This is a genomic window from Nonomuraea sp. NPDC052634, assembly GCF_040678535.1.
GTDB lineage: Bacteria > Actinomycetota > Actinomycetes > Streptosporangiales > Streptosporangiaceae > Nonomuraea > Nonomuraea fastidiosa.
Genome location: NZ_JBFATY010000006.1, coordinates 273,111 through 299,680, shown reverse-complemented (window position 1 = coordinate 299,680; position 26,570 = coordinate 273,111). Strand labels below are relative to the sequence as shown.

The following is a 26,570-nucleotide window of genomic DNA, read 5'->3' as shown; positions in this document are numbered from 1 at the left end:
AGTTTCCGCATGCCCGGGCCCGTTCCCGCAGGAGCCGGCCGATGACCCCCACCCTCGTCCTGGCCGCGCACGGCACCCGCAGCCAGGCCGGTCAGCGCACGCTCGCCGCGCTGGCCGAGACGGTCAGGGCCGCGCGGCCGGGAGGCCGGGTCGAGCTCAGCTACCTGGAGCTGGCCTCGCCGCTGCTCCGGGAGGTCCTGCCCGCCGTACGCGGCCCGGTGGTCGTCGTCCCGCTGCTGCTGGCCGGCGGCTACCACGCGCACATCGACCTGCCCCAGGTCGTGGCCGAGCACCGGCCCGACGCGATCGTGGCCGGCTGGCTGGGGCCGCACCGGCTGCTGACCTCGGCGCTGGCGCGCAAGCTGGCACGGGCGGGCCTGCGCGCCACGGACGCGGTGCTGCTCGGCGCGGCGGGATCGTCCGACCCGTCGGCGCTGGCCGACGTGCGCGCGGCGGCGCACCAGCTCGCCGTGCGGCTGGCCAGGCCGGTGACCGCCGCGTTCGCATCGGCGGGCGCGCCGTCGCTGGATGAGGCCATGGAACGGCTCGGCGCGACCCCGGCGTCCCGGGTGGCGATCGCCTCGTACGTGCTGGCCCCCGGCTTCTTCCACGACCGGCTGGTCGCGGCGGCCGCGGGCCGGACCGCGGTGGTCAGCGAGCCCCTGGGCGCCGACCCCGACGTGGCGGCCCTCATCTGGCGCCGCTTCGACGAGGCCCTGCGCCGCCCGGCCGCCCGGCCGCGCACCCTCCGCAGGGCATGACGCACCGCACAGGGGAGGGGCCTGCCGCGATCAGGCGTGACGCCGGCGGCAGCGGGGGATCAGGCCGCGCCGGGCATCGGACGCCGCGGATCGGGCGGTGCCGGGAGCCGCCGCCGGGCTCGGCCGCCGATGGCCGGGTGCCAGGGATCAGGCGGGGTCGAGGCGCAGTTCGCGGACGATCTCGCGGGCGCTCGCGTCCCGTGACGGCGCGTCGTCGCAGCCGACGAACATCTCGATGAAGGCCCGGTGGAAGCAGCCCGCGACCATCAGGCGTGCGCTGGCCTCCGGGTCGGCGTCGGCCCTGACCCGGCCCAGCCGCTGTTCGTCCGCCAGATAGCCGGCCAGCGGTGCGATCTCGGTGCGCGGCCCGAGCCCCGCCTCCTTGATGGCCCGGCGGAAGCGTACGGTGACGTCGGGGGAGGTGAAGGCGGGCAGCGCCGCGCCCTGGACATCGATGTAGTAGTCGATGCCCGCACGCGCGACCGGGTGGAGGTTGTCCGACACGGACCCCTTCCCTGCGCGGTGCGTCAGGTTGTGCAGGATGCTCAGCCAGAGCGGGAGCCGGTCCTGGAGCAGCGCCAGGAAGTAATCCACCGAGCCGCCGGCACGGTCCTCCCTGAGCGAGACGGCCATCTCGAGGACGCGCCGCCTGGTGTCCTGACTCCTATGGTGCGGGTCTACGTGGGATGTCGCCATGGCATGCCTAACGTGCGCGGTCGGTGGATGTAGGCATCACGTGCGAAGCCGGACGGTCTCCGTCCGGCGTGAATCTGGAGTCCCGGCCTGTCGGGATCTGGTGAACCCCGATTATTACTCGAAACCGCGAAAAATTGGCGGATTTAATACGTCAGGGTTAGCTGTCCGTGTCGCGATCTCTACGTCGCAGGTAGCGCTCGAACTCGGCCGCGATCGCATCGCCGCTGGCCTCGGGCAGCTCCGCGGCGTCCTTGCGCTCCTCCAGCTCCTTGACGTATTCGGCGACCTCGCTGTCCTGCGCGGCCAGCTCGTCCACGCCGCGCTCCCACGCCCTGGCCTCCTCGTCGAGGTCGCCGAGCGGCATGGGGATGTCGAGGACGTCCTCGAGACGGCGCAGCAGCGCCAGCGTCGCCTTCGGGTTGGGCGGCTGCGCGACGTAGTGGGGCACCGACGCCCACAGCGAGATCGCATCGAGCCCGGCCTTGCCGAACGCGTGCTGCAGCACGCCCACGATGCCGGTCGGGCCCTCGTAGCGGCTCAGCTCCAGGCCGGTCGAGCGGGCCAGCCCCTCGCTGGTCGCGCCGCCGAGAATCGGCACGGGGCGGGTGTGCGGGGAGTCGTTGAGCAGGGCGCCGAGCATGACCGCCAGCTCGATGCCCAGCTCACGGCAGACGTAGATGATGTCGTCGCAGAACGAGCGCCAGCGCATGTTGGGCTCGATGCCGCGCAGCAGCACGACGTCGCGCTCGACGCCCGGCGGCCTGGCGCGCAGCAGCCGCGTCGTGGGCCACACGATGGACTGCGTGAGCCCGTCGCTCATCTCCACCACGGGCCTGGTCACCTGGAAGTCGTAGTAGTCGTCCGGGTCGAGCGCGACCAGCGGCTCGGCCTTCCAGGCGGACTCGAGATGGGCGATCACGCCGCTGGAAGCCTCACCCGCGTCGTTCCAGCCCTCGAACGCGGCAATGAGCACCGGGTCGACGAGCTCGGGGAGCCCTTCGAGCTCTATCACGTGTCGCCTCCACTCTCCTTCGTCCCGCTAAGCCTATGCCGTGAGGAGGCATCGCCGTCACCGATCTCCCCCCGAATGCCGCGCTGCCCCGTTCGCCCACGTGACGGCCGGGTGGCGGGCGCGTGCCGGGTCCGGCGGCGCCACGGGCCGGATCGGCACGCGCAACCCCAGGTCGAAGGCCCTTCCGCCGGGCGCGGGACGCTCGCGCGCGGCCCGCGTGCGGCCTCGCGCGCGGGCGTGCGGAGCGCGCGGGCGGGCGCCGCACGTTCGCGACCCGCGAACTCGACGGGCGCACCCCATCCCCATTCACCCGAAATCGGGAATAAAACCGAGCGCATCGCAAACACCCCGAAAACCCCGAGTTCAGGCCGCTTACGACGCGCGGAAACGGCGCACGACCGGCGCTCGAGGCGCACCCGATAAGCTGAACCTCATGAGCATCTCCCCGTCCTTTCGAGAAGTGTTGTCCCAGCGCGTCATCGTGGCCGACGGGGCTATGGGCACGATGCTCCAGGCGCAGGACCCCACGCTCGACGACTTCCATGGTCACGAGGGCTGCAACGAGGTGCTCAACGTCACCCGGCCCGACATCGTGCGCGGCGTCCACGACGCCTACTTCGCCGTCGGTGTCGACTGCGTCGAGACCAACACCTTCGGCGCCAACCTCGCCGCGCTCGGCGAATACGACATCGCCGACCGCGTCTACGAGCTCTCCGAGGCCGGCGCCCGCATCGCCCGCGAGGCCGCCGACCACTGGTCCACGCCCGACCAGCCGCGTTTCGTGCTCGGCTCCATGGGCCCAGGCACCAAGCTGCCGACGCTCGGCCACCTGCCGTACGCGAGCCTGCGCGACGCCTACCGCGACAACGCCGCCGGCCTGATCGCGGGCGGCGCCGACGCGCTGATCATCGAGACCTGCCAGGACCTGCTCCAGGTCAAGGCCGCCGTCGTCGGCGCCAAGCGGGCCATCGAGGCGGCGGGCCGCGACATCCCGATCATCGCCCAGGTCACCATCGAGACCAACGGCGCCATGCTGCTCGGCTCCGAGATCGGCGCGGCGCTCACCGCCATCGAGCCGCTCGGCGTCGACGTCGTGGGCCTCAACTGCGCGACCGGTCCCGCCGAGATGAGCGAGCACCTGCGCTACCTCGCCCGCCACTCGCGGCTCAAGCTGTCCTGCATGCCCAACGCCGGCCTGCCCGTGCTGACCGCCGACGGCGCCCACTACCCGCTGACGGCGCAGGAGCTGGCCGACGCCCACGACTCCTTCACCCGCGACTACGGCCTGTCCCTGGTCGGCGGCTGCTGCGGCACCACGCCCGAGCACCTGCGCCAGGTGGTCGAGAAGGTGCGCGGCAGGCAGCCCGTCGCCCGCCGCCCCCGCCCCGAGCCGGGCGCCTCCTCGCTCTACCAGACCGTCCCGTTCCGGCAGGACACCTCCTACCTCGCCATCGGCGAGCGCTGCAACACCAACGGCTCCAAGGCGTTCCGCGAGGCCATGCTGGAGGGCCGCTGGGACGACTGCGTCGAGATGGCGCGCGAGCAGGCGCGCGGCGGCGCCCACATGCTCGACCTGTGCGTCGACTACGTCGGCCGCGACGGCGTCGCCGACATGAAGGAGCTCGCCTTCCGCTTCGCCACCGCCTCCACACTGCCGATCATGCTCGACTCCACCGAGCCGGCGGTGCTGCAGGCCGGCCTGGAGATGCTGGGCGGGCGCGCCGCCGTCAACTCCGTCAACTACGAGGACGGCGACGGCCCCGACTCCCGCTTCCAGAAGATCATGCGCCTGGTGCGCGAGCACGGCGCCGCCGTGGTCGCCCTCACCATCGACGAGGAGGGCCAGGCCCGCACCGCCGAGCACAAGCTGCGCGTGGCCACCCGGCTGATCGAAGACCTCACCACCAACTGGGGCATGCGGGTCGAAGACGTCATCGTCGACTGCCTGACCTTCCCCATCGCCACCGGCCAGGAGGAGACCAGGCGCGACGGCCTGGAGACCATCGAGGCGATCCGCGAGCTCAAACGCCGCTACCCCGGCGTGCAGACCACGCTCGGCGTCTCCAACATCAGCTTCGGCCTCAACCCGGCCGCCCGCATGGTGCTCAACTCGGTGTTCCTCAACGAGTGCGTCAACGCGGGCCTCGACTCGGCCATCGTCCACGCCTCGAAGATCCTGCCGATGGCGCGCATCCCCGACGAGCAGCGCCAGGTCGCGCTCGACATGGTCTACGACCGCCGCCGCGAGGGCTACGACCCGCTGCAGCGGTTCATGGAGCTGTTCGAGGGCGTCGACGCCGCCGCCATGCGCGCGGGCAAGGCCGAGGAGCTGGCCGCGCTGCCGCTGTGGGAGCGGCTCAAGCGCCGCATCATCGACGGCGAGCGCAAGGGACTGGAGGCCGACCTCGACGACGCGCTCGGCCAGCGGCCCGCCCTGGAGATCATCAACGACGTGCTGCTCGACGGCATGAAGACGGTCGGCGACCTGTTCGGCTCCGGGCAGATGCAGCTGCCGTTCGTGCTCCAGTCGGCCGAGGTGATGAAGGCCGCCGTCGCCTACCTCGAGCCTCACATGGACCGCGTCGAGGGCGAGACCAAGGGCCGCATCGTGCTCGCCACCGTCAAGGGCGACGTGCACGACATCGGCAAGAACCTCGTCGACATCATCCTGTCCAACAACGGCTACCACGTGGTCAACCTCGGCATCAAACAGCCGGTCTCGGCCATCCTCGAGGCCGCCGACGAGCACAAGGCCGACGTCATCGGCATGTCCGGCCTGCTGGTCAAGTCGACGGTCATCATGAAGGAGAACCTGGAGGAGATGAACTCCAGGGGCCTCGCCCAGCGCTACCCCGTGCTGCTCGGCGGCGCCGCCCTGACCCGCGCCTACGTCGAGCAGGACCTCGCCGAGCTGTTCGAGGGCGAGGTGCGCTACGCCCGCGACGCGTTCGAGGGGCTGCGGCTGATGGACGCGTTCATGGCGGTCAAGCGCGGCGAGGAGGGCGCGACGCTGCCGCCGCTGCGCGAGCGGCGCGTCAAGACCGGCGCCACGCTCGTCCGCACGCCCGTCGAGGAGCTGCCGGCCCGCTCCGACGTCGCCACCGACAACCGGGTGCCGAAGGCGCCCTTCCACGGCGACCGCGTCGTCAAGGGCATCTCGCTGGCCGACTACGCCGCCTTCCTCGACGAGCGCGCCCTGTTCCTCGGCCAGTGGGGGCTCAAGCCCACCAGGGGCGGCGAAGGGCCCGGCTACGAGGAGCTGGTCGAGACCGAGGGCCGGCCGCGGCTGCGCATGTGGCTCGACCGCATCCAGACCGAGGGGCTGCTGGAGGCGGCCGTCGTCTACGGCTACTTCCCGTGCGTCTCCGAGGGCGACTCGCTGATCATCCTCGACGAGTCCGGCGGCGAGCGCACCCGCTTCACGTTCCCGCGCCAGCGCCGCGACCGCCACCTGTGCCTGTCCGACTTCTTCCGCCCCAAGGACAGCGGCGAGACCGACGTCGTCGGCTTCCAGGTCGTCACCATGGGCGCGAAGATCAGCCAGGCCACGGCCGAGCTGTTCGCCAAAGACGCCTACCGCGACTACCTCGAGCTGCACGGCCTGTCGGTGCAGCTCACCGAGGCGCTGGCCGAATACTGGCACGCCCGGGTGCGCGCCGAGCTCGGCATCGGCGGCGACGAGTCGCTCGACGACATGCTCAAGGTCAACATCCAGGGCTGCCGCTACTCGTTCGGCTACCCGGCCTGCCCGAACCTGGAGGACCAGAAGCAGCTGTTCGAGCTGCTCGGCCCCGAGCGCATCGGCGTGACGCTGTCGGAGGAGTTCCAGCTCCACCCCGAGCAGGCCACCTCGGCGCTCGTCGCCCACCACCCTGAGGCGAAATACTTCAACGTCTGACCGCCCGGTCCCGCCCCGCGCCGGCATCGGGCGGTTCGCCGTGCGCGCAGGGCGGCAGGTCAGCGACGTCACGGCACGAACCGCCAACCGATCGGGGAGCGATACATGGACGCCGTCTTCTTCGACATGGACGGCCTGCTGGTGGACAGCGAACGCGTCTGGCTGGAGATCGAGACCGGGGTGATGGCCAGGCTCGGCGCCGCCTGGACGCCCGAGCACCAGGCCAACCTGGTGGGCGGCTCCATGGAGCGCACCGTCGACTACATGCTGGCCGTCTCGGGCGCCGACGTGCCGCCGGAGAGCATCCGCGCGTGGATGACCGACGGCATGGTGGCCAGGCTCCAGGACGGCGTCCCCGTCATGCCCGGCGCCTCCGAGCTGCTCGACGCGCTGCGCGACGAGGGCGTGCCGGTGGGACTGGTCACCTCGTCGGTCCGGCCGATCGCCGACGCCGTGCTCAAGAGCGTGGGCAGGGAACGCTTCGACCTCGTCGTGACCGCCGACGACGTCACCCGTACCAAGCCGGACCCCGAGCCCTACCTGACGGCGGCCCGGCGGCTCGGCGTCGAGCCGGCGCGCTGCGTCGTGCTGGAGGACTCGCCCAACGGCGTGGCCGCGGCCACGGCCGCCGGCTGCGCCGTGGTGGCCGTGCCGAGCCTGGTGCCCGTCGAGGAGGCCCCCGGGCGGCTCGTCGTGCCGTCCCTGACCCGCGTCGGGGTCGCGGACCTCAGGGCACTTCTGGGGTCATAGGGACGTTCCCCTAGGGGAGAAGTGGTTCTCGCGGAGGAGGCGGGAACGCCTCCGCGTGCCAGGATGGAAAGCACGAGCCACGGACTAGGGGACGTCTGACATGGAGACCTTCAACGCGATCGCCTGGCTGCCGCTGTGCGCAGGAGTGACCATCGCCGGGCTGGTGCTGGCCTTCCTGGCGTTCCGCCGCAGAGGCGCGGCCGCCGGCCTGCGCGTGACGGCGTGGGCGCTGCTGCCGATGGCCGCCTACCTCACCGACGCGTTGCAGTCCCTGTGGACGATCGGCACCACCGCGGTGCGCTTCGTGACCGGCCTGGTGTTCAACCCCTCGGTGTGGGCGGGCGTGGCGCTGGCCGGGCTGTCGGCGGTGCTGTTCGTGGTGTCGGGCGTGATGCGCGGCAGGAAGCTGGCAGGGGCCCGCAAGAAGCAGGGCGGCGAGTCTCCGCAGGCAGGAGCCGCCGCGACGGCCACGCGGCCCGCCCAGCAGGCCACCGCGGCCGCCAAGCCGCAGCCCGCCGTGAGCCCCAAGAAGACGAGCTCCGCCGACGACGACTTCTCCGACATCGAGGAGCTGCTGAAGCGGCGCGGAATCAGCTGAAGCCGGCGCGCCGCGCGGCTATGTCACGGTTCCGAGACTTAACCGGAACGCGCTCTAGACATTCGGTTCAAGATCGATACGAATGAGTTTCGCAACAATCACAGATTAGCCACATCGCGTCTGGAGGGACTAGTCAGCGCAGCTCAGGCCATAGATTCTGCCTCCTGAGGTCGCGTCATGCGGTCTGTAGTTCACTACGCAGAGACTGCGTCGTCTTGTCAGCAGGGGGCATTACGGAATGACCGCACCGCTTGACGTTCCCGGTTCCACAGCCGAGGCGAACCCGGAGGCTGTGCTCACCGGAGCGGGCAAGTCCATCCAGGGCCGTTCTCTCACCCGGATCGCCTGGATGCGGCTGCGCCGTGACAAGGTCGCGCTCGGCGGCGGCATCGTCGTCATCCTGCTGATCCTTGTCGCGATCTTCCAAGGGCCGATCATCAGCGCGTTCGGCCACCCGCCCCTGGAGTTCCACCAGGACCAGATCGACCCCAACACGCTCCTGCCCAAGGGCGCGTTCGGCGGCATGAGCAGCGAATACCTGCTCGGCGTCGAGCCGGTCAACGGCCGCGACATCTTCAGCCGCATCGTCGCAGGCGCCTGGATCTCGCTGCTCATCGGCTTCCTCGCCACCATGCTGTCGGTGATCATCGGCACCACGCTCGGCGTCATCGCCGGATACTTCGGCGGCTGGGTCGACCAGATCATCGGCCGTCTCATGGACGTCTTCCTCGCCTTCCCGCTGCTGGTCTTCGCCATCGCGCTGGCCGGCGTCATCCCCGACAAGGGATTCGGACTGGAGGGCAACGGGCTGCGCATCGCCATGCTGATCTTCATCATCGGCTTCTTCAGCTGGCCCAGCATCGGCCGCATCGTCCGCGGCCAGACGCTGTCACTGCGCGAGCGGGAGTTCGTCGACGCGGCCAAGAGCCTCGGCGCGCGCCACGGCTACATCCTCTTCCGCGAGGTGCTGCCGAACCTGATGGCGCCCATCCTGGTCTACGCGACCCTGCTCATCCCGACCAACATCCTCTTCGAGGCCGCGCTGTCGTTCCTGGGCGTCGGCATCAACCCGCCCACCCCGACGTGGGGTGGCATGCTCTCCGAGGCGGTCCGCTTCTACACACTGCCCCACTTCGTGCTCTTCCCGGGGCTGGCGATCTTCATTACGGTCTTGGCGTTCAACCTGTTCGGCGACGGGCTGCGGGACGCCTTCGACCCTCGGGCGCACTGAGTTCCGCCAACGCTTCATCCCCCGCATCTCACTCACCAAGGGGTTAGTCAATGAGAAGGAAACACGCACTGGCCGGAGCCGCGACAGCGGCCGCCCTGGTGCTCTCCGCCTGCGGCGGCGGAGGTGGCAACGCCTCCCAGCCCGCCCAGTCGGCCTCTGGCGGTGCCGCGCAACCCGCGTTCAACGCCGCTCTGACCCAGGTCTACAACCCGTCCACCAAGAAGGGCGGGACGCTCAAGGCGGCCCACTCATCCGACTGGGACAGCCTCGACCCGGGCGACACCTACTACGGCTACTCGTTCAACTTCGGCCGCTTCTACTGGCGGACGCTGACGACGTACAAGCCGGGCCCCGGCCCCGAGGGCAACACCGTCGTCCCCGACCTGGCCGAAGGGCTCGGCCAGCCCAGCGACGACGGCAAGACCTGGACGTACAAGCTCAGGAGCGGGCTGAAGTTCGAGGACGGCACGCCGATCACCGCCAAGGACGTGGCCTACGCGGTGGCGCGCTCCTTCGACAAGGAGACCTTCCCGCACGGCCCCTCCTACCTCAACGAGCTGCTCGACTGGCCGAAGGACTTCAAGGGCGTCTACAAGACCCCCGACGTCGACTACAGCTCCGCCGTCGAGGCGCCCGACGACACCACGGTCGTCTTCCACCTGAAGAAGCCGTTCGCGTCGATGGACTACATCGTCCAGATGCCGATGACGGCTCCGGTGCCGAAGGACAAGGACACGGGCGCCAAGTACAAGGAGCACGTGATCTCCTCGGGCCCGTACAAGTTCGAGACCAACGAGATCGGCAAGCGCTTCACCCTGGTCCGCAACGACCAGTGGGACCCGGCGACCGACCCGATCAGGCCCGCCCTGCCGGACCGCATCGAGGTGCAGCTCAACGTCAACGCCGACGACCTGGACAACCAGCTCATCGCCGGTGACATCCACCTCGACATCCCCGGCACCGGCCTGCAGCCCGCCGCGCTCGGCAAGGTGCTGCCGGACCCGCAGCTCAAGGCCCGTACGGACAACCCGACGATCCCCAGGCTCTGGTACGTCTCGGTCATCCCCGACACGGCGCCGCTCGACAACGTCGAGTGCCGCAAGGCCGTCATGTTCGCCGCCGACCGCGTCGCCAACCAGACCGCCTACGGCGGCCCGCTCGCCGGTGGCGACATCGCCACCAACGTGATGCCGCCGCCCATCGTCGGCCAGGAGAAGTTCGACCTGTACGCCAGCCCCGACAACAAGGGCGACGTCGAGAAGGCCAAGCAGGCCCTCGCCGCCTGCGGCCAGCCGAACGGCTTCTCCACCACCATGACGTACCGCTCGGACCGCCCGCGTGAGAAGGCGCTCGCCGAGGCCATGCAGCAGGCCCTGGCCCGGGTCGGCATCAAGCTCACCCTCAAGGGCTTCCCGGCCTCCAGCTACTTCTCCGACTACGCAGGCAACGTCGACTACGTCAAGAAGAACGGCATCGGCCTGGCCACCCACGGCTGGGGTGCCGACTGGCCCGACGGCTACGGCTTCATGCAGGCGATCGTCGACAGCCGCACCATTCGCAAGGCCGGCAACTATAACCTCAGCGTCAAGAACGAGGAGGTCGACAAGCTGATCGACCAGGCCTCCGCGGAGCTGGACGCGACCGCCCGCGGCAAGCTGTGGGTCGAGGTGGACAAGAAGGTCATGGAGGACGCGTCCATCCTGCCCGTGGTGTGGGCCAAGTCCCTGCTCCTGCGCGGTGAAGGCGTGACGAACATCGCCTACAACGAAGGCCAGAGCATGTACGACTACATCTTGCTCGGCGTCGAGTGACCAGGCGAGGTTCGGGGATCTAACGAAGGCAGGTGAAGGCAGGAGTGGCCCGCCCGCCAGCGCGGGCGGGCCACTCGGCCGGTAGCGGTGGTCACATACATCATCAGGCGTCTGATCGGCGCGATCGCCATGCTCATCCTGATCAGCATGGTCACGTTCGGCATCTTCTTCGTCGTGCCGCAGTGGGCCGGGGCGACACCCGAGGCCCTCGCGTCGCGGTACGTCGGGCGGGCGGCCACGCCGGAGACCGTCCACCTGGTGGCCGAGCGGCTCGGCTTCTACGACCCGGTGGTCGTGCAGTACGGCAGGTTCGTCAAGGGCCTGGTCGCCGGTGCCGAGTACGACTACGGTGCGGGCGTCGAGCAGTGCCCCGCGCCCTGCTTCGGCTACTCCTTCATCAGCGGCCAGCCGGTCTGGCCCGACCTGCTCGACCGCATGCCGGTCACCTTCTCGCTGGCCATCGGCGCGGCCCTGCTGTGGGTCGTGGGCGGCGTCAGCGTCGGCGTGCTGTCGGCGCTGCGCAGAGGCAGCTTCTTCGACCGGCTCTCCATGGGCACCGCCCTGGCGGGCGTCTCGCTGCCCATCTTCTTCACCGGCATGATCTCCCTGGTCGTCTTCAGCTACGGCCTCGGCTGGACGCCGCCGGGCGGCGCGTGGACGGACTTCACCGAGAACCCGGCGCAGTGGGCCTACAACCTGCTGCTTCCGTGGATCACGCTGGCGTTCCTGTTCGCCGCCACGTACGCGCGGCTGACCCGGGCGGGCATGCTGGAGACGATGGGCGAGGACTACATCCGCACCGCGAGAGCCAAGGGCCTGCGGGAGAACCAGGTGGTGGTCAAGCACGGCCTGCGCGCCGCGCTCACCCCGATCCTGACCCTCTTCGGCATCGACTTCGGCCTGCTCATCGGCGGCGCCGTCCTCACCGAGACCACCTATACTCTGCCCGGGCTCGGCCAGTTCGCCATCCTGGCGATCAGGAACCAGGACCTGCCGCAGGTCATGGGTGTCGTGCTCGTCGCCGCGGGTTTCGTGGTGGTCGCGAGCTTGGTCGTCGACCTGCTGTACGCCGTGGTCGACCCGAGGGTGAGGTTGGCATGAGCTTCCTTGACGTCAAGGATCTGAAGATCCACTTCCCGACCGACGACGGTCTCGTCCGCTCCGTCGACGGGCTGTCGTTCAGCGTCGAGCGGGGCAAGACCCTCGGCATCGTCGGCGAGTCCGGCTCCGGCAAGAGCGTGACCAGCCTCGGCATCCTCGGCCTGCACAAGGGCGGCAGGGCCCGCATCTCCGGCGAGATCTGGCTCGACGGCGAGGAGCTGATCGGCGCCTCCGCCGAGCACGTGCGCCGGCTGCGCGGCAAGAAGATGGCGATGATCTTCCAGGATCCGCTGTCGTCGATGCACCCCTTCTACACCGTCGGCGACCAGATCATCGAGGCGTACCGGATCCACAACGACGTCTCCAAGCAGGTCGCCCGCAAGCACGCCATCGACATGCTCGGCCGCGTCGGCATCCCCGAGCCGGCCAAGCGCGTCGACAGCTACCCGCACGAGTTCTCCGGCGGCATGCGCCAGCGCGCCATGATCGCCATGGCGCTGTCGTGCGACCCCGAGCTGCTCATCGCCGACGAGCCGACCACCGCGCTCGACGTGACCGTCCAGGCGCAGATCCTCGACCTGATGCGCGACCTGCAGCGCGAGTTCAACTCCGCGCTCATCGTCATCACCCACGACCTGGGCGTGGTCGCCGAGCTGTCGGACGACATCCTCGTCATGTACGCCGGCAAGTGCGTCGAGTACGGCAGCACCGAAGACATCTTCTACCGCCCCGAGCACCCCTACACCTGGGGCCTGCTGGGCTCCATGCCGCGTCTCGACCGCGAGCCCACCGAGCGGCTGCTGCCGATCAAGGGCTCGCCGCCGTCCCTGATCAACGTGCCGCCGGGCTGCGCCTTCCACCCGCGCTGCCCGTACGCCGAGCGCACCAAGGGCAAGGCCACGACCGAGGTGCCGGCCCTCGCCGAGACCGAGGGCGGCCACCTGGTGCGCTGCCACATGAGCAGGGACGAGCGGCAGAGCCTGTGGGCCAACGAGATCAAGCCAGTGCTGGAGACCCAGTGAGCGACAACGAGCTGCTTCTTTCCGTGCAGAACATGGAGAAGCACTTCCCCGTGACCAAGGGCCTGTTCAAAAGGCAGGTCGGCGCCGTCAAGGCGGTCGACGGCATCAGCTTCGACGTGTACAAGGGCGAGACGCTCGGCCTGGTGGGGGAGTCCGGCTGCGGCAAGTCCACCACGGGACGCCTGGTCACCCGCCTGCTGGAACCCACCGGCGGCAAGGTGATCTTCGAGGGCCAGGACATCACGCACATGAGCCAGAGCAAGCTCCGGCCGCTCCGGCGCGACATGCAGATGATCTTCCAGGACCCGTACTCGTCGCTCAACCCCCGCCACACGGTCGGCGCCATCGTCGGCGCGCCGTTCCGCATCCAGGGCGTGCGCACCGAGAACGGCATCAAGAAGGCCGTCCAGGAGATCCTGGAGATGGTCGGGCTCAACCCCGAGCACTACAACCGCTACCCGCACGAGTTCTCCGGCGGCCAGCGTCAGCGCATCGGCATCGCCCGTACGCTCGCGCTCAAGCCCAAGCTGATCATCGCCGACGAGCCGGTCTCCGCGCTCGACGTGTCCATCCAGGCCCAGGTCGTCAACCTGCTCGAAGACCTCCAGCGCGAGCTGGACCTCACCTATGTCGTCATCGCCCACGACCTGTCGGTCGTGCGGCACATCAGCGACCGCGTCGCCGTCATGTACTTGGGCAAGATCGTCGAGGTGGCCGACCGCAAGCGGCTGTACAACTCGCCGATGCACCCGTACACCAACGCCCTGCTGTCGGCCGTGCCCGTGCCCGACCCCAAGGCGCGCAAGGAGCGCGAGCGCATCCGGCTCACCGGCGACGTGCCGAGCCCGCTCAACCCGCCGCCCGCCTGCCGCTTCCACACCCGCTGCTGGAAGGCGCAGGAGATCTGCAAGAAGGTCGAGCCGCCGCTGCAGGAGCTGGCCGGCGGCCACCAGGTGGCCTGCCACTTCCCGGAGAACGCCCCCGAGGAGTCCGGCGCCTCGGCGCCCGCCGCCGGCTGACGACGGCCTCCACGCACGCGCCGGGCGCCGCTCAGCTCAGGAGCCGGCGCCCGGCGTGATCAGGCCCGTCTCGTACGCCAGCACGACGGCCTGCACCCGGTCGCGCAGCCCCAGCTTCGTCAGCACGTTGCCGACGTGCGTCTTGACCGTCGTCTCGCTCACCACGAGCTTGGCCGCGATCTCGGCGTTGGACATGCCCCTGGCGATGAGCCGCATCACCTCGAGCTCCCGCTCGGTCAGCCGGTCCAGCCGCGCCGGGGCGGCCTGCTCGTACGCGGGCGGCAGCTTCGTGGCGAACCTGTCGAGCAGCCGCCGCGTCACGCTCGGCGCCACGATGGCGTCGCCCGCCGCCACCACCCGGATCGCCTGCACCAGCTCGTCGGGCGGCACGTCCTTCAGCAGGAACCCCGACGCTCCCGCCCGCAGCGCCTCCACGATGTACTCGTCGAGGTCGAACGTGGTCAGCACCAGCACCTTCGGCACGTGCGCGGCCGGCGCCGCCTCCCGCACGATCCTGCGGGTCGCCTCGATGCCGTCGACCCCCGGCATCCGGATGTCCATCAGCACCACGTCGGGCAGCAGCGCGCGGCACTGCTCCTGCGCGTCCTTGCCGTCGCCCGCCTGCCCCACCACCGTGATGTCGGGCTCGGCCTCGAGGATCAGGCGGAAGCCTGTGCGCAGCAGCGGCTGGTCGTCCACCAGCAGCACTCTGATCGTCATTGGCCGTCCTTCAACGGGAACCTCGCCCGCACTTCGAAACCGCCCCCCGGCAGCGGACCGATGTTGAGGATTCCACCATAGAGCGTGACACGTTCGCGAATGCCCACCAAGCCGTGCCCCGGAGGCTCCGTCTGGTCCTCCTTGACGCCCACGCCGTCGTCCTCCACGCTCACGTCCAGCTCGCCCGGCAGGTAGCGGACCGTCACCACCGCCTTGGCCCCCGGGCCCGCGTGCCGCAGGCTGTTGGTGAGCCCCTCCTGGACCAGCCGGTACGCCGCCAGGTCCACCCCCGCGGGCAGCGGCACCTCCGTGCCCTCCACCTGCAGCCGCACCGGCAGCCCCGCCTCGCGCATCTGCTCGACCAGCGCAGGCAGGTCCTTCACGGCCGGTTGCGGCCCCAGCTCGGCCTGCCCGTCGGTGCGCAGCACGCCCACGATGTTGCGCATCTCCGTCATCGCCAGCCGCCCGGTGTGCTCCACCGCCGACAGCGCCTCGCGGGCCAGCTCGGGATCGGTCTCCAGCACCCGCCGCGCCGCCGCGGCCTGCACCGTCATCACGCTCACGTGGTGAGCCACCACGTCGTGCAGCTCGCGGGCGATCCGCGAGCGCTCCTCGGCCCGCGCCGCCCTGGTGTCGGCCGCGTGCGCGCGCTCCAGCCGCGCCGCCCGGTCCTTCAGCTCCTCCATGTACGCCCGGCGCAGCCGCAGGCTCCTGCCCGCGCCCCAGACCGCCACCAGCACCACGACGACGATCACGTACTCGTTCCAGCCCACCGGGCCGACCGGGCCCGCCGCCGCCCCCGTCAGGTACGCGGTCAGCGCCACCGCCAGCGCCACCAGCGAGATCGCCAGGCCACGATGCGAGGCCACCGAGTACAGCAGCACCATCCCCGACAGGCTCGCCGTGCCCGTGCCGTAGCCGAGCCCGCTCAGCAGCGCCTCGGGCGCCAGCCCCGCCCACAGGGCGCTCAGCGGCCAGCGCCGCCGCACCACGATGGGCGCGCACGACAGCACCACCAGCGCCACCCCGAACGCGTCGGGCGGCCGCATGCCGTGCACCGGCAGCCCCTCGGCCTGCAGCCGCTCGGGCCCGTACAGCACGAACAGCGAAACGGATGCCGCGGCCACCACCCCGGCCAGCACCGCGTCGTGGAGCCTGCTCCGATCCATCCGCACCGCTTCACTGTAAGACCAGGTGAGAGCCCGCAACCTCCTACCTCGGGAGGATTGCACCGTCATCCGGGCCGGTGCGGCGGGGCCGGCGCTCAGTCAGAGCTCGTCGGTCGCCGACCGCCGGGTGCTGCGCACGGTGTCGCCGGGCTGCCGGTCGGGCACCGGGGGAGGGGTGCCGCCGAACTCCGGGCACAGCGCCTGATGGTCGCACCAGTCGCACAGCCGGCTGCGGCGCGCCCGCCACTCGCCGGTCTCCAGCGCCCGCTCGATCGCCGCCCACAGTGCCGTCACCTTGCGCTCGGTGGCCAGCAGGTCGGCCTCGTCGGGCGCGTACCGCAGCACCTCGCCCTGACCGCCCAGATAGACCAGCTGCAGCAGCCGCGGCACCTGGCCGCGCAGCCGCCACAGCACCAGCGCGTAGAACTTCATCTGGAACAGCGCCTTGGCCTCGAACTCCGGGCCCGGCGCGCTGCCCGTCTTGTAGTCGACGACCCGGATCTCGCCGGTCGGCGCCACGTCGAGCCGGTCGACGTAGCCTCGCAGCATCAGCCCGCCGTCGAGCACCGCCTCCACGTACAGCTCCCGCTCGGCCGGCTCCAGCCGCGTCGGGTCCTCCAGCGTGAAGTAGCGCTCCAGCATGCCGCGCGCCTGCGCCAGCCACTCCGCCTGCTCCGCCTCGTCGGCGAACATCTCGGCGTATTGAGGCTCCTCATCCAGCAGCCGCCGCCACTGCGGCTCCAGCAGCTCCAGCGCCGCCTGAACCGAACGCCGCGGCGCGGGAAGGTCGTACAGACGCTCCAGCACCGCGTGGACCACCGTGCCGCGCACCGCCGCCTGCGACGGCTTCTCGGGGAGCTGATCGATCACCCGGAAGCGATAGAGCAGGGGGCAGGTCATGAAATCGCCCGCCCGGGACGGGGAGAGAGCTCCGATGATCACCGGCTCGGTCAAGGTCATGCACCGCACTCTAGGTCAAGACGCCGACAGAATAACCTTCGCGCAACGAGGATCACGTGATCCGGCGCGTAGCATCAAGGCAGCAACAGCACGTTTGGGACGAGGAGTGCGGTGAGCGAGCAGAGGCCGCGACAGGAGTTCTCCGGTCTACGCATGGGCAGACCCTTCGGCATTCCGGTGTACGTCTCCTGGACCTGGTTCCTGGTGGCGGGCTTCATCACCATGATGTTCGGCCCGCAGATGCGGCAGATGCTGCCGCAGCTCGACGAGTTCGCCGCCTACGGCGTCGCCTTCCTCTTCGCGGTCCTGCTGTACGTCTCGGTGCTGCTGCACGAGCTGGCGCACAGCGTGCTCGCCAAGGCGTACGGGCTGCCGGTGCGCCGCATCACGCTCTACCTCCTCGGCGGCGTCTCCGAGATCGAGAAGGAGCCGCCCACGCCCGGCAAGGAGTTCATGGTGGCCGCCGCGGGCCCCATGCTCTCGCTCGGGCTGGCCGGGCTCGGCCTGCTCGCCGACGTCTTCCTGATCAACGGCGGCGGCATTCTTGAGGTGCTCACCTGGCAGCTGTGGTTCGCCAACCTCATCGTCGGCGTCTTCAACCTGCTGCCCGGGCTGCCGCTCGACGGCGGCAGGATGCTGCGCGCCGGCGTGTGGAAGGTGGCGGGCAGCCCCGGCTCCGGCACCGTCGTGGCCGCCTGGGGCGGGCGGGTGCTGGCCGTGCTGCTCATCGCCTTCCCCCTGGTGACCGCGCTGACCAGCGAGCGCGAGTTCGACCCCGTCGACCTGCTGTGGCCGATGGTGCTCGCCTCGTTCATCTGGATGGGCGCCACCCAGTCGCTGCGCGTCGCCAAGATCAAGGAGAGGATTCCGCAGGTCAACGCCCGTACGCTGGCGCGCAGGGCGATCCCCGTCACCGCCGAGACGCCGCTGTCGGAGGCGCTGCGCCAGGCCGCCGAGGCGCGCGCCGGCGCGCTGGTCGTGGTCGATCACGAGGGCAAGCCGCTGGCGATCGTGAGCGAGGCCGCCGTCCAGGCCACCCCGGAGCACCGCCGCCCCTGGGTGAACGTCGCCTCGCTGGCCAAGACGCTCGAACCCACCATGATCTTGAACGCCGACCTGGCGGGCGAGGCCCTCATCGAGGCCATGCGCGACGCCCCGGGCAGCGAGTACCTGCTGGTCGAGCGCACCGGAGAGATCTACGGCGTGCTCGCCACGTCCGATGTGAACAGGGTTTTCATCGGCGTCTGATATGTCCCACTCGTTTAACCGGCTGCCCATGGATAGGGTCGTGCCCAGCAGTTTCGCACCGGCTCACCGCCGGTCCCCGTGCGATTACTGCGATGTGACGACTGGCCGATAGTGTTCTGTTTGGCCAAACTTGCACAGTTAAGAGGTTTGTTGCGGCCCACCGGTTCATCGAATCGAGACGACGGGGCCGCGACACGGCCTCTGCGTCTGGGTATGCGTATGGCTGGTGGCCAGCACGGCAGTGCGGGGTGCCGTAACATCGCCGGCTTCCGGGGAGGAGAGTTGAGTGACCGAGCGCAGCGAGGGCACCAATGAGCGCAGCACGGTCGTCTTGAGGGAGGACGCATGACCGACCATGGATTCGGAGTGGTGCGTCCGCTTCCTGGAAACGGGCTCGTCGCCTACATGGGCGGGCTGCTGCTGGTGTGCGACTCGGGAGAATCCGCCGCCGACGCGCTGATCGAAGCGCTTCGCGAGACCGCCGAGTCCGGCGGCGACGGCCGCGCGCTGGCGCGCCGCGCCGCGCAGGTCCTGGCGGCCGACATGGCGGGCGACCCCGCCACCTGCGCGGTCGCGGGACCGGTCGGCGACGGCGTCGCCGTCCTCGTCAGCGGATCCGCATCCGCCACCGTCACCACCCAGGCAGGCGAGACGCGCCTGGCCGGCAGCGACAGCCTGACCTGGGCCGACCGCCTCGTCAACGGCCCGGTCGAGCGCGTCGAGCTCAGCCTGCCCGGCGCGGGCGGTCCTCACCCCGCCGTCCGCTTCGACGGCGGTGTCGTCCACGGCGGCGGCATCATCGGCGACCTCACCGACCAGCCGCGGCAGGCCGCCCCGGCCAGGATGCTGACCAGCGAGATGCCCGCCACCGGCCTCCACATGGAGCCCGACCTCATTCAGCCGCCCGCCCAGCCGCCCGCCCAGCAGCCGGCCGAGCAGCCCCAGCCGCAGCCTGCCGAGCAGCGGCCCCCCTACCCGCTGGCCGACCAGCCGCCGGTCACGCCCGGCCCGCCGTCGGGCCCGCAGCCCGCGCCCGCCGAGCAGCCCCCGTTCCAGCCCGAGCCCGCCTACCAGCAGCAGGACTCCGGCTACCAGCAGGAGCAGCCGGCCTACCTCACGCCGCCCGAGCCGCCTTTCCAGCCGGCTCAGGAGCAGCAGCCGCCCCAGCCCGAGCAGCAGCAGTTCCCCACCTTCGACGAACCGCAGCCCGCCTCGGGCAACGGCTCAGGCGACCACCCGGTGCCCCAGCCCATGGGCCCGCCCGACCACTTCGACCAGCCGGCGCCGCCCGTGCTGGGCACCCCCGACCCCTACGACCAGCCCGGCCAGCCTCCGCAGCAGCAGGAGCAGCCCGAGCACGGCGACCGGCCCATGGTCTACGGCGTCGACTGCAAGAACGACCACTTCAACGACCCGCGCTCGCCCTACTGCGCGGTCTGCGGCATCGCCCTCGTGCAGCGCACGCTCGTCCCCTATAAGGGCCCGCGCCCCTCGCTCGGCGTCCTCATCCTCGACGACGGCACCACGCTGCCCCTCGAGACCGACTACCTGCTCGGCCGCGACCCCGAGCGCGCGCCCGAGGTGGCCGGCGGCAGCGCCAGGCCCGCCAAGGTGACCAGCCCCGACGGCTCGGTCTCCCGGCGCCACCTGCGCGTCGCCCTCGACGGCTGGGACGTCAACCTGGTGGACCTGGGCTCCGTCAACGGCACCCAGATCCAGCCGCCCGGCGACCCCAACTTCTACGACATCCCGCCGAACGAGCCCGTTACCATCGCCCCCGGCACCACCGTGCGGGTGGGCGTCTCCCGGACGCTCCGCTTCGAGGCGCACCGGGGCTAGCTCTCGTCGCGAACGCCCGCGTCCAGCGCACTGAGCGCTGAACGCCCGCGTCCAGCGCACTGAGCGCCGGACGCGGGCGTCCGCGCTCTGCACGGGGTCTTAGGTTTGCGCAGGGCACGAGGTCACCCGGCGTCGCCCGGCGCATCGAACGTCGCCCTTCGGCCGCGGAGGGACGTGAGGCGGCTCTTCGAGCAGCAAGATCGAGCAGGCCCGCACCCGCGCGGCACACGGACGCCCACGCCCGCGGGGCCGCCGCGCTGATCTTGAATGGTCTCGGGGGTGGCCGGCGCGGACGCCCACGTCCGCGGGGCCGCCGCTGCAGACCCGGCACCCCGTGACGCGCCGCACCCTCGAATGTGTGCGGTGTGCAGGGTCCCGCTCTCCGGGAAGACCGCACGGACGCTCGCGCCCCGTGACACGAAATCCAGGGCTTTCGCCGGCGGCATCTGCGACGGACCGGACGCCGGTTAGCGGAGGCCGGAGCGTCGTGCTGCGGATGAGAGGAGCGGGCGGTGTGCCCGGCACCCGGCCATGAGGGCATCCCCCAGGCCCTGTGCACGTGCCTGGGCGGGCGATGGCGACGGGTCAGGAGTGGCCGGGGGCCAGGAACTCGGAGGCGGGGCGGAGGCGGGTGTGGAGCCTGCGGCGGGTCGCCGAGCAGTCCAGGCGGACCTCCAGCGGCCCGCGCACTCCGCCGGCGGCGCGTAGCCCCGGGCGCAGGCGCTTCTCGTCGAGGCCGTCCCTGCGGGCGATGAGCAGGCCCAGCTCGTAGCGGCTCAGAGCCTGGTCCCCGGCCGCGTGGTGCACGCCGGGCAGGCCCCGCTCGGCGATCTCCAGCAGCGCCGCCGCCAGGTCCGAGACGTGGACGGGACACCGTACGTCGTCCGTGAACAGCACGCCCGTGGCCGAGCCGGTCGCCAGCGAGCGTACGAAGGCCTCGTGCGCCGAGGCGCCGTGACCGACGATCAGGGACGTCCTGACGATCGCCGCCCCGGGCACCAGGGCCCGCACGGCCGTCTCGGCCGCCGCCTTGGCCGCCCCGTACGGGTTGACCGGGTCGGGCAGGCACGTCTCGTCGTAGGAGGGCGCGTCGCCCGAGAAGACGGCGTCACTGGAGACGTGCACCAAGCGGCCACCCGAGGCGGCGACGGCGGCCGCCACGTTCGCCGCGCCGTCCGCCGTGGTCGCCCAGTCGCCCGACCGGTACGCCACATTGATCGTCACATCGGGACGGAAGCCACCGATCACGGCCGGCACAGCCGCCCGCGACCGCACGTCCAGCCGAAACCACTCACACGTCCCGCATCCGCTTGCCGCTCCCGGCGCCGGGCTCGGCCCACCGGCCACGGTCGTCGGGCTCGGCCGCGTCCGCAGGTCAGGCCCGAGCCGCTCACCCGGCGCAGGTCCGCCTGTCGCTGCCGCTCCCGGCGCCGGGCTCGGCCCGCCGGTCACCGGGCGCCCGTCCGCCGTGACCGGCTCTGGGCCCGGGCCGTCGCTTCCCGGGCGTACGTCCTGCGCGGGCCCGTTCGTGCGGGGCGTGCCGGGGCCGGGTGGCGATGAGAAGCGGGTCGCGGCCACCGTGTGGCCCTGGGCGGCGCAGAGCCGTACCAGCTCGCCGCCGAGAAGACCGCTGCCACCCACGATGAGCACCCTCATGGACGGCCACGCTACAGCCGCTCAAGTGCCCAGCAGGCTCTCGGGGCGGCGCGCGTCCCTCCGGCGGAGCCGTGCCCTTGCGAGGGGCGGGCCGGGAGGGCCGGATCCCCGGGCGCGGACGGGGATCCGGCGGTCGCGGGGGGAGGGAAGAATCGGCCGCCGAATTCCGCGCTCCCGGCAATTCACATGTATCTGCGTGCCCGGTAGAAATCGAAGATCTTTCGTCGGCTGAATGCGATTGACGACTGCTTTTCCGGGGAAAAGCGCCTGAGAACCGGCCGTCCGCATCCGGTGATCCGGCCTGTCCCCAAGAGCGCCGCCGGGATCAGCGCGGAGACGGCCGGAAGGCCCGTACGCCGCGTAACAGCCGCACCGCCGCCTCCATCCCGCTGGCCGCCTCCAGAGCCCTCCCGGCGGCGGTGGCGTACCGGCTCAGCAGGTGCTCGTCCGCGTCGGAGAACTCCCGTCCCGCGACCCACACGAAGGCGTGATCGCACGCCGACGCCGGCACGGACGCGGCCAGGAAACCGGGCTCGCCCACCGACCGGTCCGCAGAGAGCCGGAGGGCCGCCGCCGAGACGGCCAGCTCCTTCAGCACCCCCGACTCGTGCAGCCACGGCCGCAGGCGCAGCGGATCGCCGGGCGGGCCGTGCACGTGGACGCAGCACGCCTCCTCCCGCAGCGGGTCCACGCGGACGAACCCGGCGTACGCGGCGCCCGCGACCGCGGCGGCGGCGCGCGCCAGCCGATCGATCAGGTCGGTGAGCTCCACGCCGGAGAACACGGTGATGAGCTCACGCACGGCGATATCGACACGGTTGTATGGCATCGCGGTGCTCCCTCGAGGCGGGGAGTGGGCGAGATCGCGCAGCCCGTTCGCGAAACTCGCCCGCGGGGTTCCCTGACTATCGCCCTCGATGCGGCACTTGGCCAGCCCTCAAGAGGAAATCGGGATTTTTGCCCGCTCTTAACGCCTTTCCTGCCGCAACTGCACCATACGTCCCCAAAACGGAAAGGCCCTCAGGCCGCCCCGGCCTCGCCGCTATCCCTCCGGCCGGCTCCGAACTCCTCTTCCGGCCCCTGGGAGGGCAGGCAAGACCCCTCAGGAGGAGCGCAGGACCGCCCAGTGCACGTCGTCGCCCCGCGTGCCGTCCGGGCGCGGCAGCAGCTCCCGGTGCAGCCCCTCCCGCTGGAACCCGGCACGTTCCAGCACCGCCTGCGAGGCGAGGTTGCCGGCGTCGGTCCCGGCCACGATCCGGTGCAGCGGCGTGGCGGCGAACGCCCAGTCCACCAGCAGCCGTACGGCCCGTGTCATGAACCCGCGCCCGCGGAAGCCCGGCAGCAGCGAGTAGCCGATCATCGCCTGTCCCAAAGGAGGCGCGACCTCCATGAGCTGCAGATGCCCCGCGAAGGCGTCGGAGGCGGCGTCCCTGATCGCCAGCTCGATGCGCTGCCCCGACACCCACCAGTAGCCGGTGTAGCGGCAGCGCCGCTCGTCGTCCTCCAGCGACCGGGGCGGGCTCACCGAGTACGCGGCCACGCTCGGCTCGGCCATCATCCGGTGGAAGTCGCCCGCGTCCTCGACGGTCAGCGGCGCGAGCCGCACCACGCCGTCGCTCAGCTCGCCGCCGGGGAAGAACGGCAGGTACGGCTCCGTGCGCGCGCCCGCCTCGCCCCGGAGCCTGGCGAACGTCACCAGGTCGGCCCAGCGGCCGTCGCGCAGCCGCACGGCGTCGCGCCGCCGCCCCTCCTCGACGAACCCGGCACGGCAGGCCGCCAGCAGCGCCGCGACGTTCTCCACCTCGGCCTGCAGCTCGACCCTGCGCACCCAGCGGTCGAACAGCCAGTCGGTCACCGCCCGCGCCGCCGTCGCCGCCACGCCCTCACCGCGCGCCCACGGCGCCACCAGGAAGCCCAGCTCGGCCGTCTCCCAGTGGTCGGGCGGGCTCACCCAGACGGCGCCCGCGTACCGGCCGTCGCGCGTGATCGCGAAGGCGGCGCCGCCGTCCTCCCAGCGCATCGCCGCCCGCTTGATCTCCTCGCGGGCCTCCTCCACCGAGTACGGCCACGGCAGCCCCGGCAGGAACCGCGCGGTGACCGCGTCGCCGCAGGCCTCGGCGATCGCGGGCGCGTCCGCCTCCACGGGAGGACGCAGGATCAGCGGGCCGGCGGAGATCACATCGCGAGGGAGCATCCCCCATAGATATCGTGCGTCCTGACGCCCCCGAAAGCCCTATAACCTTGCCGCCATGGGTTTCCGCAGGCATGGGCCTTTCCAGGTGGGGGATCAGGTGCAGCTCACCGACCCCAAGAACAAGCGCCACACGATCACGCTCAAAGAGGACGGCGTCTTCCACACGCACAAGGGCGCCATCCCGCACAGCGATCTGATCGGACAGCCGGAAGGCTCCGTGGTGCGTTCCTCCGGCGGCACCCAATACCTCGCCTTCCGCCACCTGCTGCAGGACTACACGCTCGCCATGCCGCGCGGCGCGGCCGTGATCTACCCCAAGGACGCCTCGATGATCGTCGGCATGGCCGACATCTTCCCCGGCGCCAGGGTCATCGAGGCCGGCGTCGGCTCGGGCGCGCTGACATGCTTCCTGCTGCGCGCGGTCGGCCCCGAGGGCCGCGTCACCTCGTACGAGCGGCGCGAGGACTTCGCCGGCGTGGCGCGCAAGAACGTCGAGAAGTTCTTCGGCGGCCCCATGGAGGACAACTGGCGCCTGGTGGTGGGCGACCTGGCGGACTCCATCGACGAGGCCGACGTCGACCGCGTCATCCTCGACATGCTCGCCCCGTGGGAGTGCCTCGACGCCGCCGCCAAGGCGCTCACGCCGGGCGGCGTGATCTGCTGCTACGTCGCCACGACCACGCAGATGTCCAAAGTGGTCGAGGCCATTCGCGATCACGGGTGTTTCACCGAGCCGCATGCGTGGGAGACCCTGGTTCGCGACTGGCACGTCGAAGGACTCGCCGTACGACCCGATCACCGCATGATCGGACACACCGGGTTCCTCGTCACCGCCCGCCGCATGGCCGACGGCGTGACCCCGCCGCCGCGCCGCCGCCGACCGAAGGGGACGACCGAGGAACTATGACAATTTGGCCACGAGGGTGCGCCGGTGCGTGACACGGGAACAGATCGCCGTGTTCCTATGCTGGGAGTATTAAACGCCCTATTGGGGATTATTCACCGAATACTGATTGTCACTCTACGAACACTGCCCGGCCAGGTTACGGAGGGGCCCGAGATAGGTAAGGTCCTAAGTAGTCGCCCTCGACTGGGAAGGAGGTGACGGGGCGTGGCAGCTCGCGATGATGCTGAGGCTCGAGCCGCGCAGCGCGAACGGGAGGTCGCTGATCTTTCAACACAGGTCTCCTTCCTCCAAGAGGAGATCGCCGCGCTGAGGCGGAAGCTGGCCGAGTCACCCCGTCAGGCCAGGGTCCTCGAAGAGCGTCTCCATGAGGCACAGGCGAATCTCGCGGCCGTGACAGGCCAGAACGAGCGCCTGGTCGCCACACTCAAGGAGGCCCGGGACCAGATCGTCGCTCTCAAGGAGGAGGTCGACCGGCTGGCGCAGCCGCCATCCGGCTTCGGCACCTTCCTCGAGGCCAGAGAAGACGGCACGATCGAGGTGTTCACCGGGGGCCGCAAGCTCCGGGTGAACGTCAGCCCGTCCGTCGACATCAGCCAGCTGCGGCGTGGCCAGGAGGTCATGCTCAACGAGGCGCTCAACGTGGTCGAAGCACTCGGCTACGAAGAGGTCGGCGAGATCGTGATGCTCAAAGAACTGCTCGACGAGGGCAAGCGGGCCCTGGTCATCTCGCACGCCGACGAAGAGCGCGTCGTGCGGCTGGCCGACTCGCTCATCGGCCAGCCCATCAGGGCCGGCGACTCGCTCCTGCTGGAGCCTCGCTCGGGTTACGTCTACGAGCGCATACCCAAGTCCGAAGTCGAAGAGCTCGTGCTCGAAGAGGTCCCCGACATCTCCTACGAGGAGATCGGCGGCCTCGGCCGGCAGATCGAGCAGATCAGGGACGCCATCGAGCTGCCCTACCTGCACTCCGAGCTGTTCCGCGAGCACAAGCTCCGTCCCCCGAAGGGCGTGCTGCTGTACGGCCCGCCCGGATGCGGCAAGACGCTCATCGCCAAGGCCGTCGCCAACTCCCTGGCCAAGCAGGTCGCGGAGAAGACCGGCCAGTCCGGCAAGAGCTTCTTCCTCAACATCAAGGGCCCGGAGCTGCTCAACAAGTACGTCGGCGAGACCGAGCGGCACATCCGCCTGGTCTTCCAGCGGGCACGTGAGAAGGCCTCAGAGGGCACCCCGGTGATCGTGTTCTTCGACGAGATGGACTCGATCTTCCGCACCCGAGGCTCCGGCGTGTCGTCCGACGTCGAGAACACCATCGTTCCCCAGTTGCTGTCGGAGATCGACGGCGTCGAGGGCCTGGAGAACGTCATCGTCATCGGCGCGTCCAACCGCGAGGACATGATCGACCCGGCGATCCTGCGGCCCGGCCGCCTGGACGTCAAGATCAAGATCGAGCGGCCGGACGCCGAGGCCGCCAAGGACATCTTCTCGAAGTACCTCGTCCCCGACCTGCCGCTGCACCCCGACGACCTGGCCGAGCACGGCGGTTCCCGCGAGGCCACCATCCAGGGGATGATCCAGAGCGTCGTCGAGCGCATGTACGCCGAGAGCGAGGAGAACCGCTTCCTCGAGGTGACCTACGCCAACGGCGACAAGGAAGTCCTCTACTTCAAGGACTTCAACTCCGGCGCGATGATCCAGAACATCGTCGACCGGGGCAAGAAGATGGCCATCAAGCAGTACCTCGAGACCGGCCAGAAGGGCCTGCGCGTGCAGCACCTGCTCACGGCCTGCGTGGACGAATTCTCCGAGAACGAGGACCTGCCCAACACCACCAACCCCGACGACTGGGCCCGCATCTCCGGCAAGAAGGGCGAGCGGATCGTCTACATCCGCACGCTGGTCTCCGGCAAGCAGGGCACCGAAGCCGGCCGGTCCATCGACACCGTCGCCAACACCGGCCAGTACCTGTAGAAGTCTCCAG

At 70.6% G+C, this 26,570-nt stretch carries 21 protein-coding genes; 13 read left to right on the top strand and 8 right to left on the bottom strand.

The genetic code is table 11. From position 1 onward, the window contains the following. Nucleotides 1–41: 41 nt before the first annotated feature. Nucleotides 42–761 (top strand): CbiX/SirB N-terminal domain-containing protein, encoded by a 720-nt coding sequence (locus tag AB0K67_RS26620; protein ID WP_364065441.1) that lies wholly within the window; start codon nt 42–44, stop codon nt 759–761. 147 nt (nt 762–908) lie between these two features. Here the strand turns inward: AB0K67_RS26620 and AB0K67_RS26615 are convergent, their stop codons facing one another. Both AB0K67_RS26615 and AB0K67_RS26610 read right to left on the bottom strand, forming a co-directional pair. Continuing rightward, nucleotides 909–1,394, bottom strand: a complete 486-nt coding sequence (locus AB0K67_RS26615; RefSeq protein WP_364065439.1) for a TetR/AcrR family transcriptional regulator C-terminal domain-containing protein — start codon at nt 1,392–1,394, stop codon at nt 909–911. A gap of 220 nt (nt 1,395–1,614) precedes the next feature. Continuing rightward, nucleotides 1,615–2,469, bottom strand: coding sequence for a PAC2 family protein (locus AB0K67_RS26610; protein ID WP_364065436.1), 855 nt, complete (start codon nt 2,467–2,469; stop codon nt 1,615–1,617). Between the two features lie 433 nt (nt 2,470–2,902). Between AB0K67_RS26610 and metH the strand changes: the two genes are divergently transcribed. The 8 genes from metH to AB0K67_RS26570 all read left to right on the top strand — a co-directional run bounded on the left by metH (nt 2,903) and on the right by AB0K67_RS26570 (nt 13,899). Further along, entirely contained in the window at nt 2,903–6,367 is a 3,465-nt protein-coding gene (gene metH / locus AB0K67_RS26605; protein ID WP_364065433.1) for a methionine synthase, read from the top strand. Nucleotides 6,368–6,472: 105 nt separating this feature from the next. Then, nucleotides 6,473–7,117, top strand: coding sequence for an HAD family phosphatase (locus AB0K67_RS26600; RefSeq protein ID WP_364065432.1), 645 nt, complete (start codon nt 6,473–6,475; stop codon nt 7,115–7,117). Between the two features lie 100 nt (nt 7,118–7,217). Then, nucleotides 7,218–7,715 carry a cellulose synthase gene (locus AB0K67_RS26595; RefSeq protein WP_364065430.1) on the top strand — a complete coding sequence of 166 codons (498 nt, stop codon included), beginning with the start codon at nt 7,218–7,220 and terminating at the stop codon, nt 7,713–7,715. A 238-nt stretch (nt 7,716–7,953) separates the two neighbouring features. Continuing rightward, nucleotides 7,954–8,946: an ABC transporter permease gene (locus AB0K67_RS26590; protein ID WP_364065427.1), complete on the top strand. Its 993-nt coding sequence runs from the start codon at nt 7,954–7,956 to the stop codon at nt 8,944–8,946. A 50-nt stretch (nt 8,947–8,996) separates the two neighbouring features. Next, nucleotides 8,997–10,757 carry an ABC transporter substrate-binding protein gene (locus AB0K67_RS26585; RefSeq protein WP_364065425.1) on the top strand — a complete coding sequence of 587 codons (1,761 nt, stop codon included), beginning with the start codon at nt 8,997–8,999 and terminating at the stop codon, nt 10,755–10,757. Nucleotides 10,758–10,844: 87 nt separating this feature from the next. After that, nucleotides 10,845–11,858 carry an ABC transporter permease gene (locus tag AB0K67_RS26580; protein WP_364065422.1) on the top strand — a complete coding sequence of 338 codons (1,014 nt, stop codon included), beginning with the start codon at nt 10,845–10,847 and terminating at the stop codon, nt 11,856–11,858. Continuing rightward, the gene (locus AB0K67_RS26575) at nt 11,855–12,880 is read left to right on the top strand and encodes an ABC transporter ATP-binding protein (RefSeq protein WP_364065420.1); all 1,026 of its coding nucleotides are present in this window, start codon (nt 11,855–11,857) and stop codon (nt 12,878–12,880) included. Before AB0K67_RS26580 ends, AB0K67_RS26575 begins: the two co-directional genes overlap by 4 nt. Before the next feature lie 32 nt (nt 12,881–12,912). Continuing rightward, on the top strand, nt 12,913–13,899 hold the full coding sequence (locus tag AB0K67_RS26570; protein ID WP_364065947.1) for a dipeptide ABC transporter ATP-binding protein: 987 nt from the start codon (nt 12,913–12,915) through the stop codon (nt 13,897–13,899). Between the two features lie 36 nt (nt 13,900–13,935). Here AB0K67_RS26570 and AB0K67_RS26565 read toward each other — a convergent pair whose 3' ends face one another. The 3 genes from AB0K67_RS26565 to AB0K67_RS26555 all read right to left on the bottom strand — a co-directional run bounded on the left by AB0K67_RS26565 (nt 13,936) and on the right by AB0K67_RS26555 (nt 16,748). Continuing rightward, nucleotides 13,936–14,619 carry a response regulator transcription factor gene (locus AB0K67_RS26565; protein WP_364065417.1) on the bottom strand — a complete coding sequence of 228 codons (684 nt, stop codon included), beginning with the start codon at nt 14,617–14,619 and terminating at the stop codon, nt 13,936–13,938. Beyond that, nucleotides 14,616–15,788 (bottom strand): sensor histidine kinase, encoded by a 1,173-nt coding sequence (locus tag AB0K67_RS26560; protein WP_364065944.1) that lies wholly within the window; start codon nt 15,786–15,788, stop codon nt 14,616–14,618. The genes AB0K67_RS26565 and AB0K67_RS26560 overlap by 4 nt, the downstream gene beginning before the upstream one ends. Before the next feature lie 99 nt (nt 15,789–15,887). Then, nucleotides 15,888–16,748: a RecB family exonuclease gene (locus AB0K67_RS26555; RefSeq protein ID WP_364065414.1), complete on the bottom strand. Its 861-nt coding sequence runs from the start codon at nt 16,746–16,748 to the stop codon at nt 15,888–15,890. A 153-nt stretch (nt 16,749–16,901) separates the two neighbouring features. Between AB0K67_RS26555 and AB0K67_RS26550 the strand changes: the two genes are divergently transcribed. Then, entirely contained in the window at nt 16,902–17,996 is a 1,095-nt protein-coding gene (locus AB0K67_RS26550) for a site-2 protease family protein (protein ID WP_364065411.1), read from the top strand. Between the two features lie 345 nt (nt 17,997–18,341). Beyond that, a complete protein-coding gene (locus tag AB0K67_RS26545; RefSeq protein WP_364065408.1) occupies nt 18,342–19,835 on the top strand; it encodes an FHA domain-containing protein in 1,494 nt (497 codons plus the stop codon). Nucleotides 19,836–20,420: 585 nt separating this feature from the next. On the opposite strand, the gene AB0K67_RS26540 is transcribed toward AB0K67_RS26545, so the two are convergent. From AB0K67_RS26540 to AB0K67_RS26530, 3 genes are all read right to left on the bottom strand, one after another. Further along, nucleotides 20,421–21,491 carry a sugar nucleotide-binding protein gene (locus AB0K67_RS26540; protein WP_364065405.1) on the bottom strand — a complete coding sequence of 357 codons (1,071 nt, stop codon included), beginning with the start codon at nt 21,489–21,491 and terminating at the stop codon, nt 20,421–20,423. Between the two features lie 325 nt (nt 21,492–21,816). After that, nucleotides 21,817–22,320 carry a hypothetical protein gene (locus tag AB0K67_RS26535; RefSeq protein WP_364065403.1) on the bottom strand — a complete coding sequence of 168 codons (504 nt, stop codon included), beginning with the start codon at nt 22,318–22,320 and terminating at the stop codon, nt 21,817–21,819. 273 nt (nt 22,321–22,593) lie between these two features. Then, on the bottom strand, nt 22,594–23,685 hold the full coding sequence (locus AB0K67_RS26530) for a GNAT family protein (protein WP_364065401.1): 1,092 nt from the start codon (nt 23,683–23,685) through the stop codon (nt 22,594–22,596). Nucleotides 23,686–23,740: 55 nt separating this feature from the next. Between AB0K67_RS26530 and AB0K67_RS26525 the strand changes: the two genes are divergently transcribed. Next, nucleotides 23,741–24,592, top strand: coding sequence for a tRNA (adenine-N1)-methyltransferase (locus AB0K67_RS26525; RefSeq protein ID WP_364065398.1), 852 nt, complete (start codon nt 23,741–23,743; stop codon nt 24,590–24,592). 204 nt (nt 24,593–24,796) lie between these two features. Further along, nucleotides 24,797–26,560 (top strand): proteasome ATPase, encoded by a 1,764-nt coding sequence (gene arc, locus AB0K67_RS26520; RefSeq protein ID WP_364065395.1) that lies wholly within the window; start codon nt 24,797–24,799, stop codon nt 26,558–26,560. The last annotated feature ends 10 nt before the right edge of the window (nt 26,561–26,570 follow it).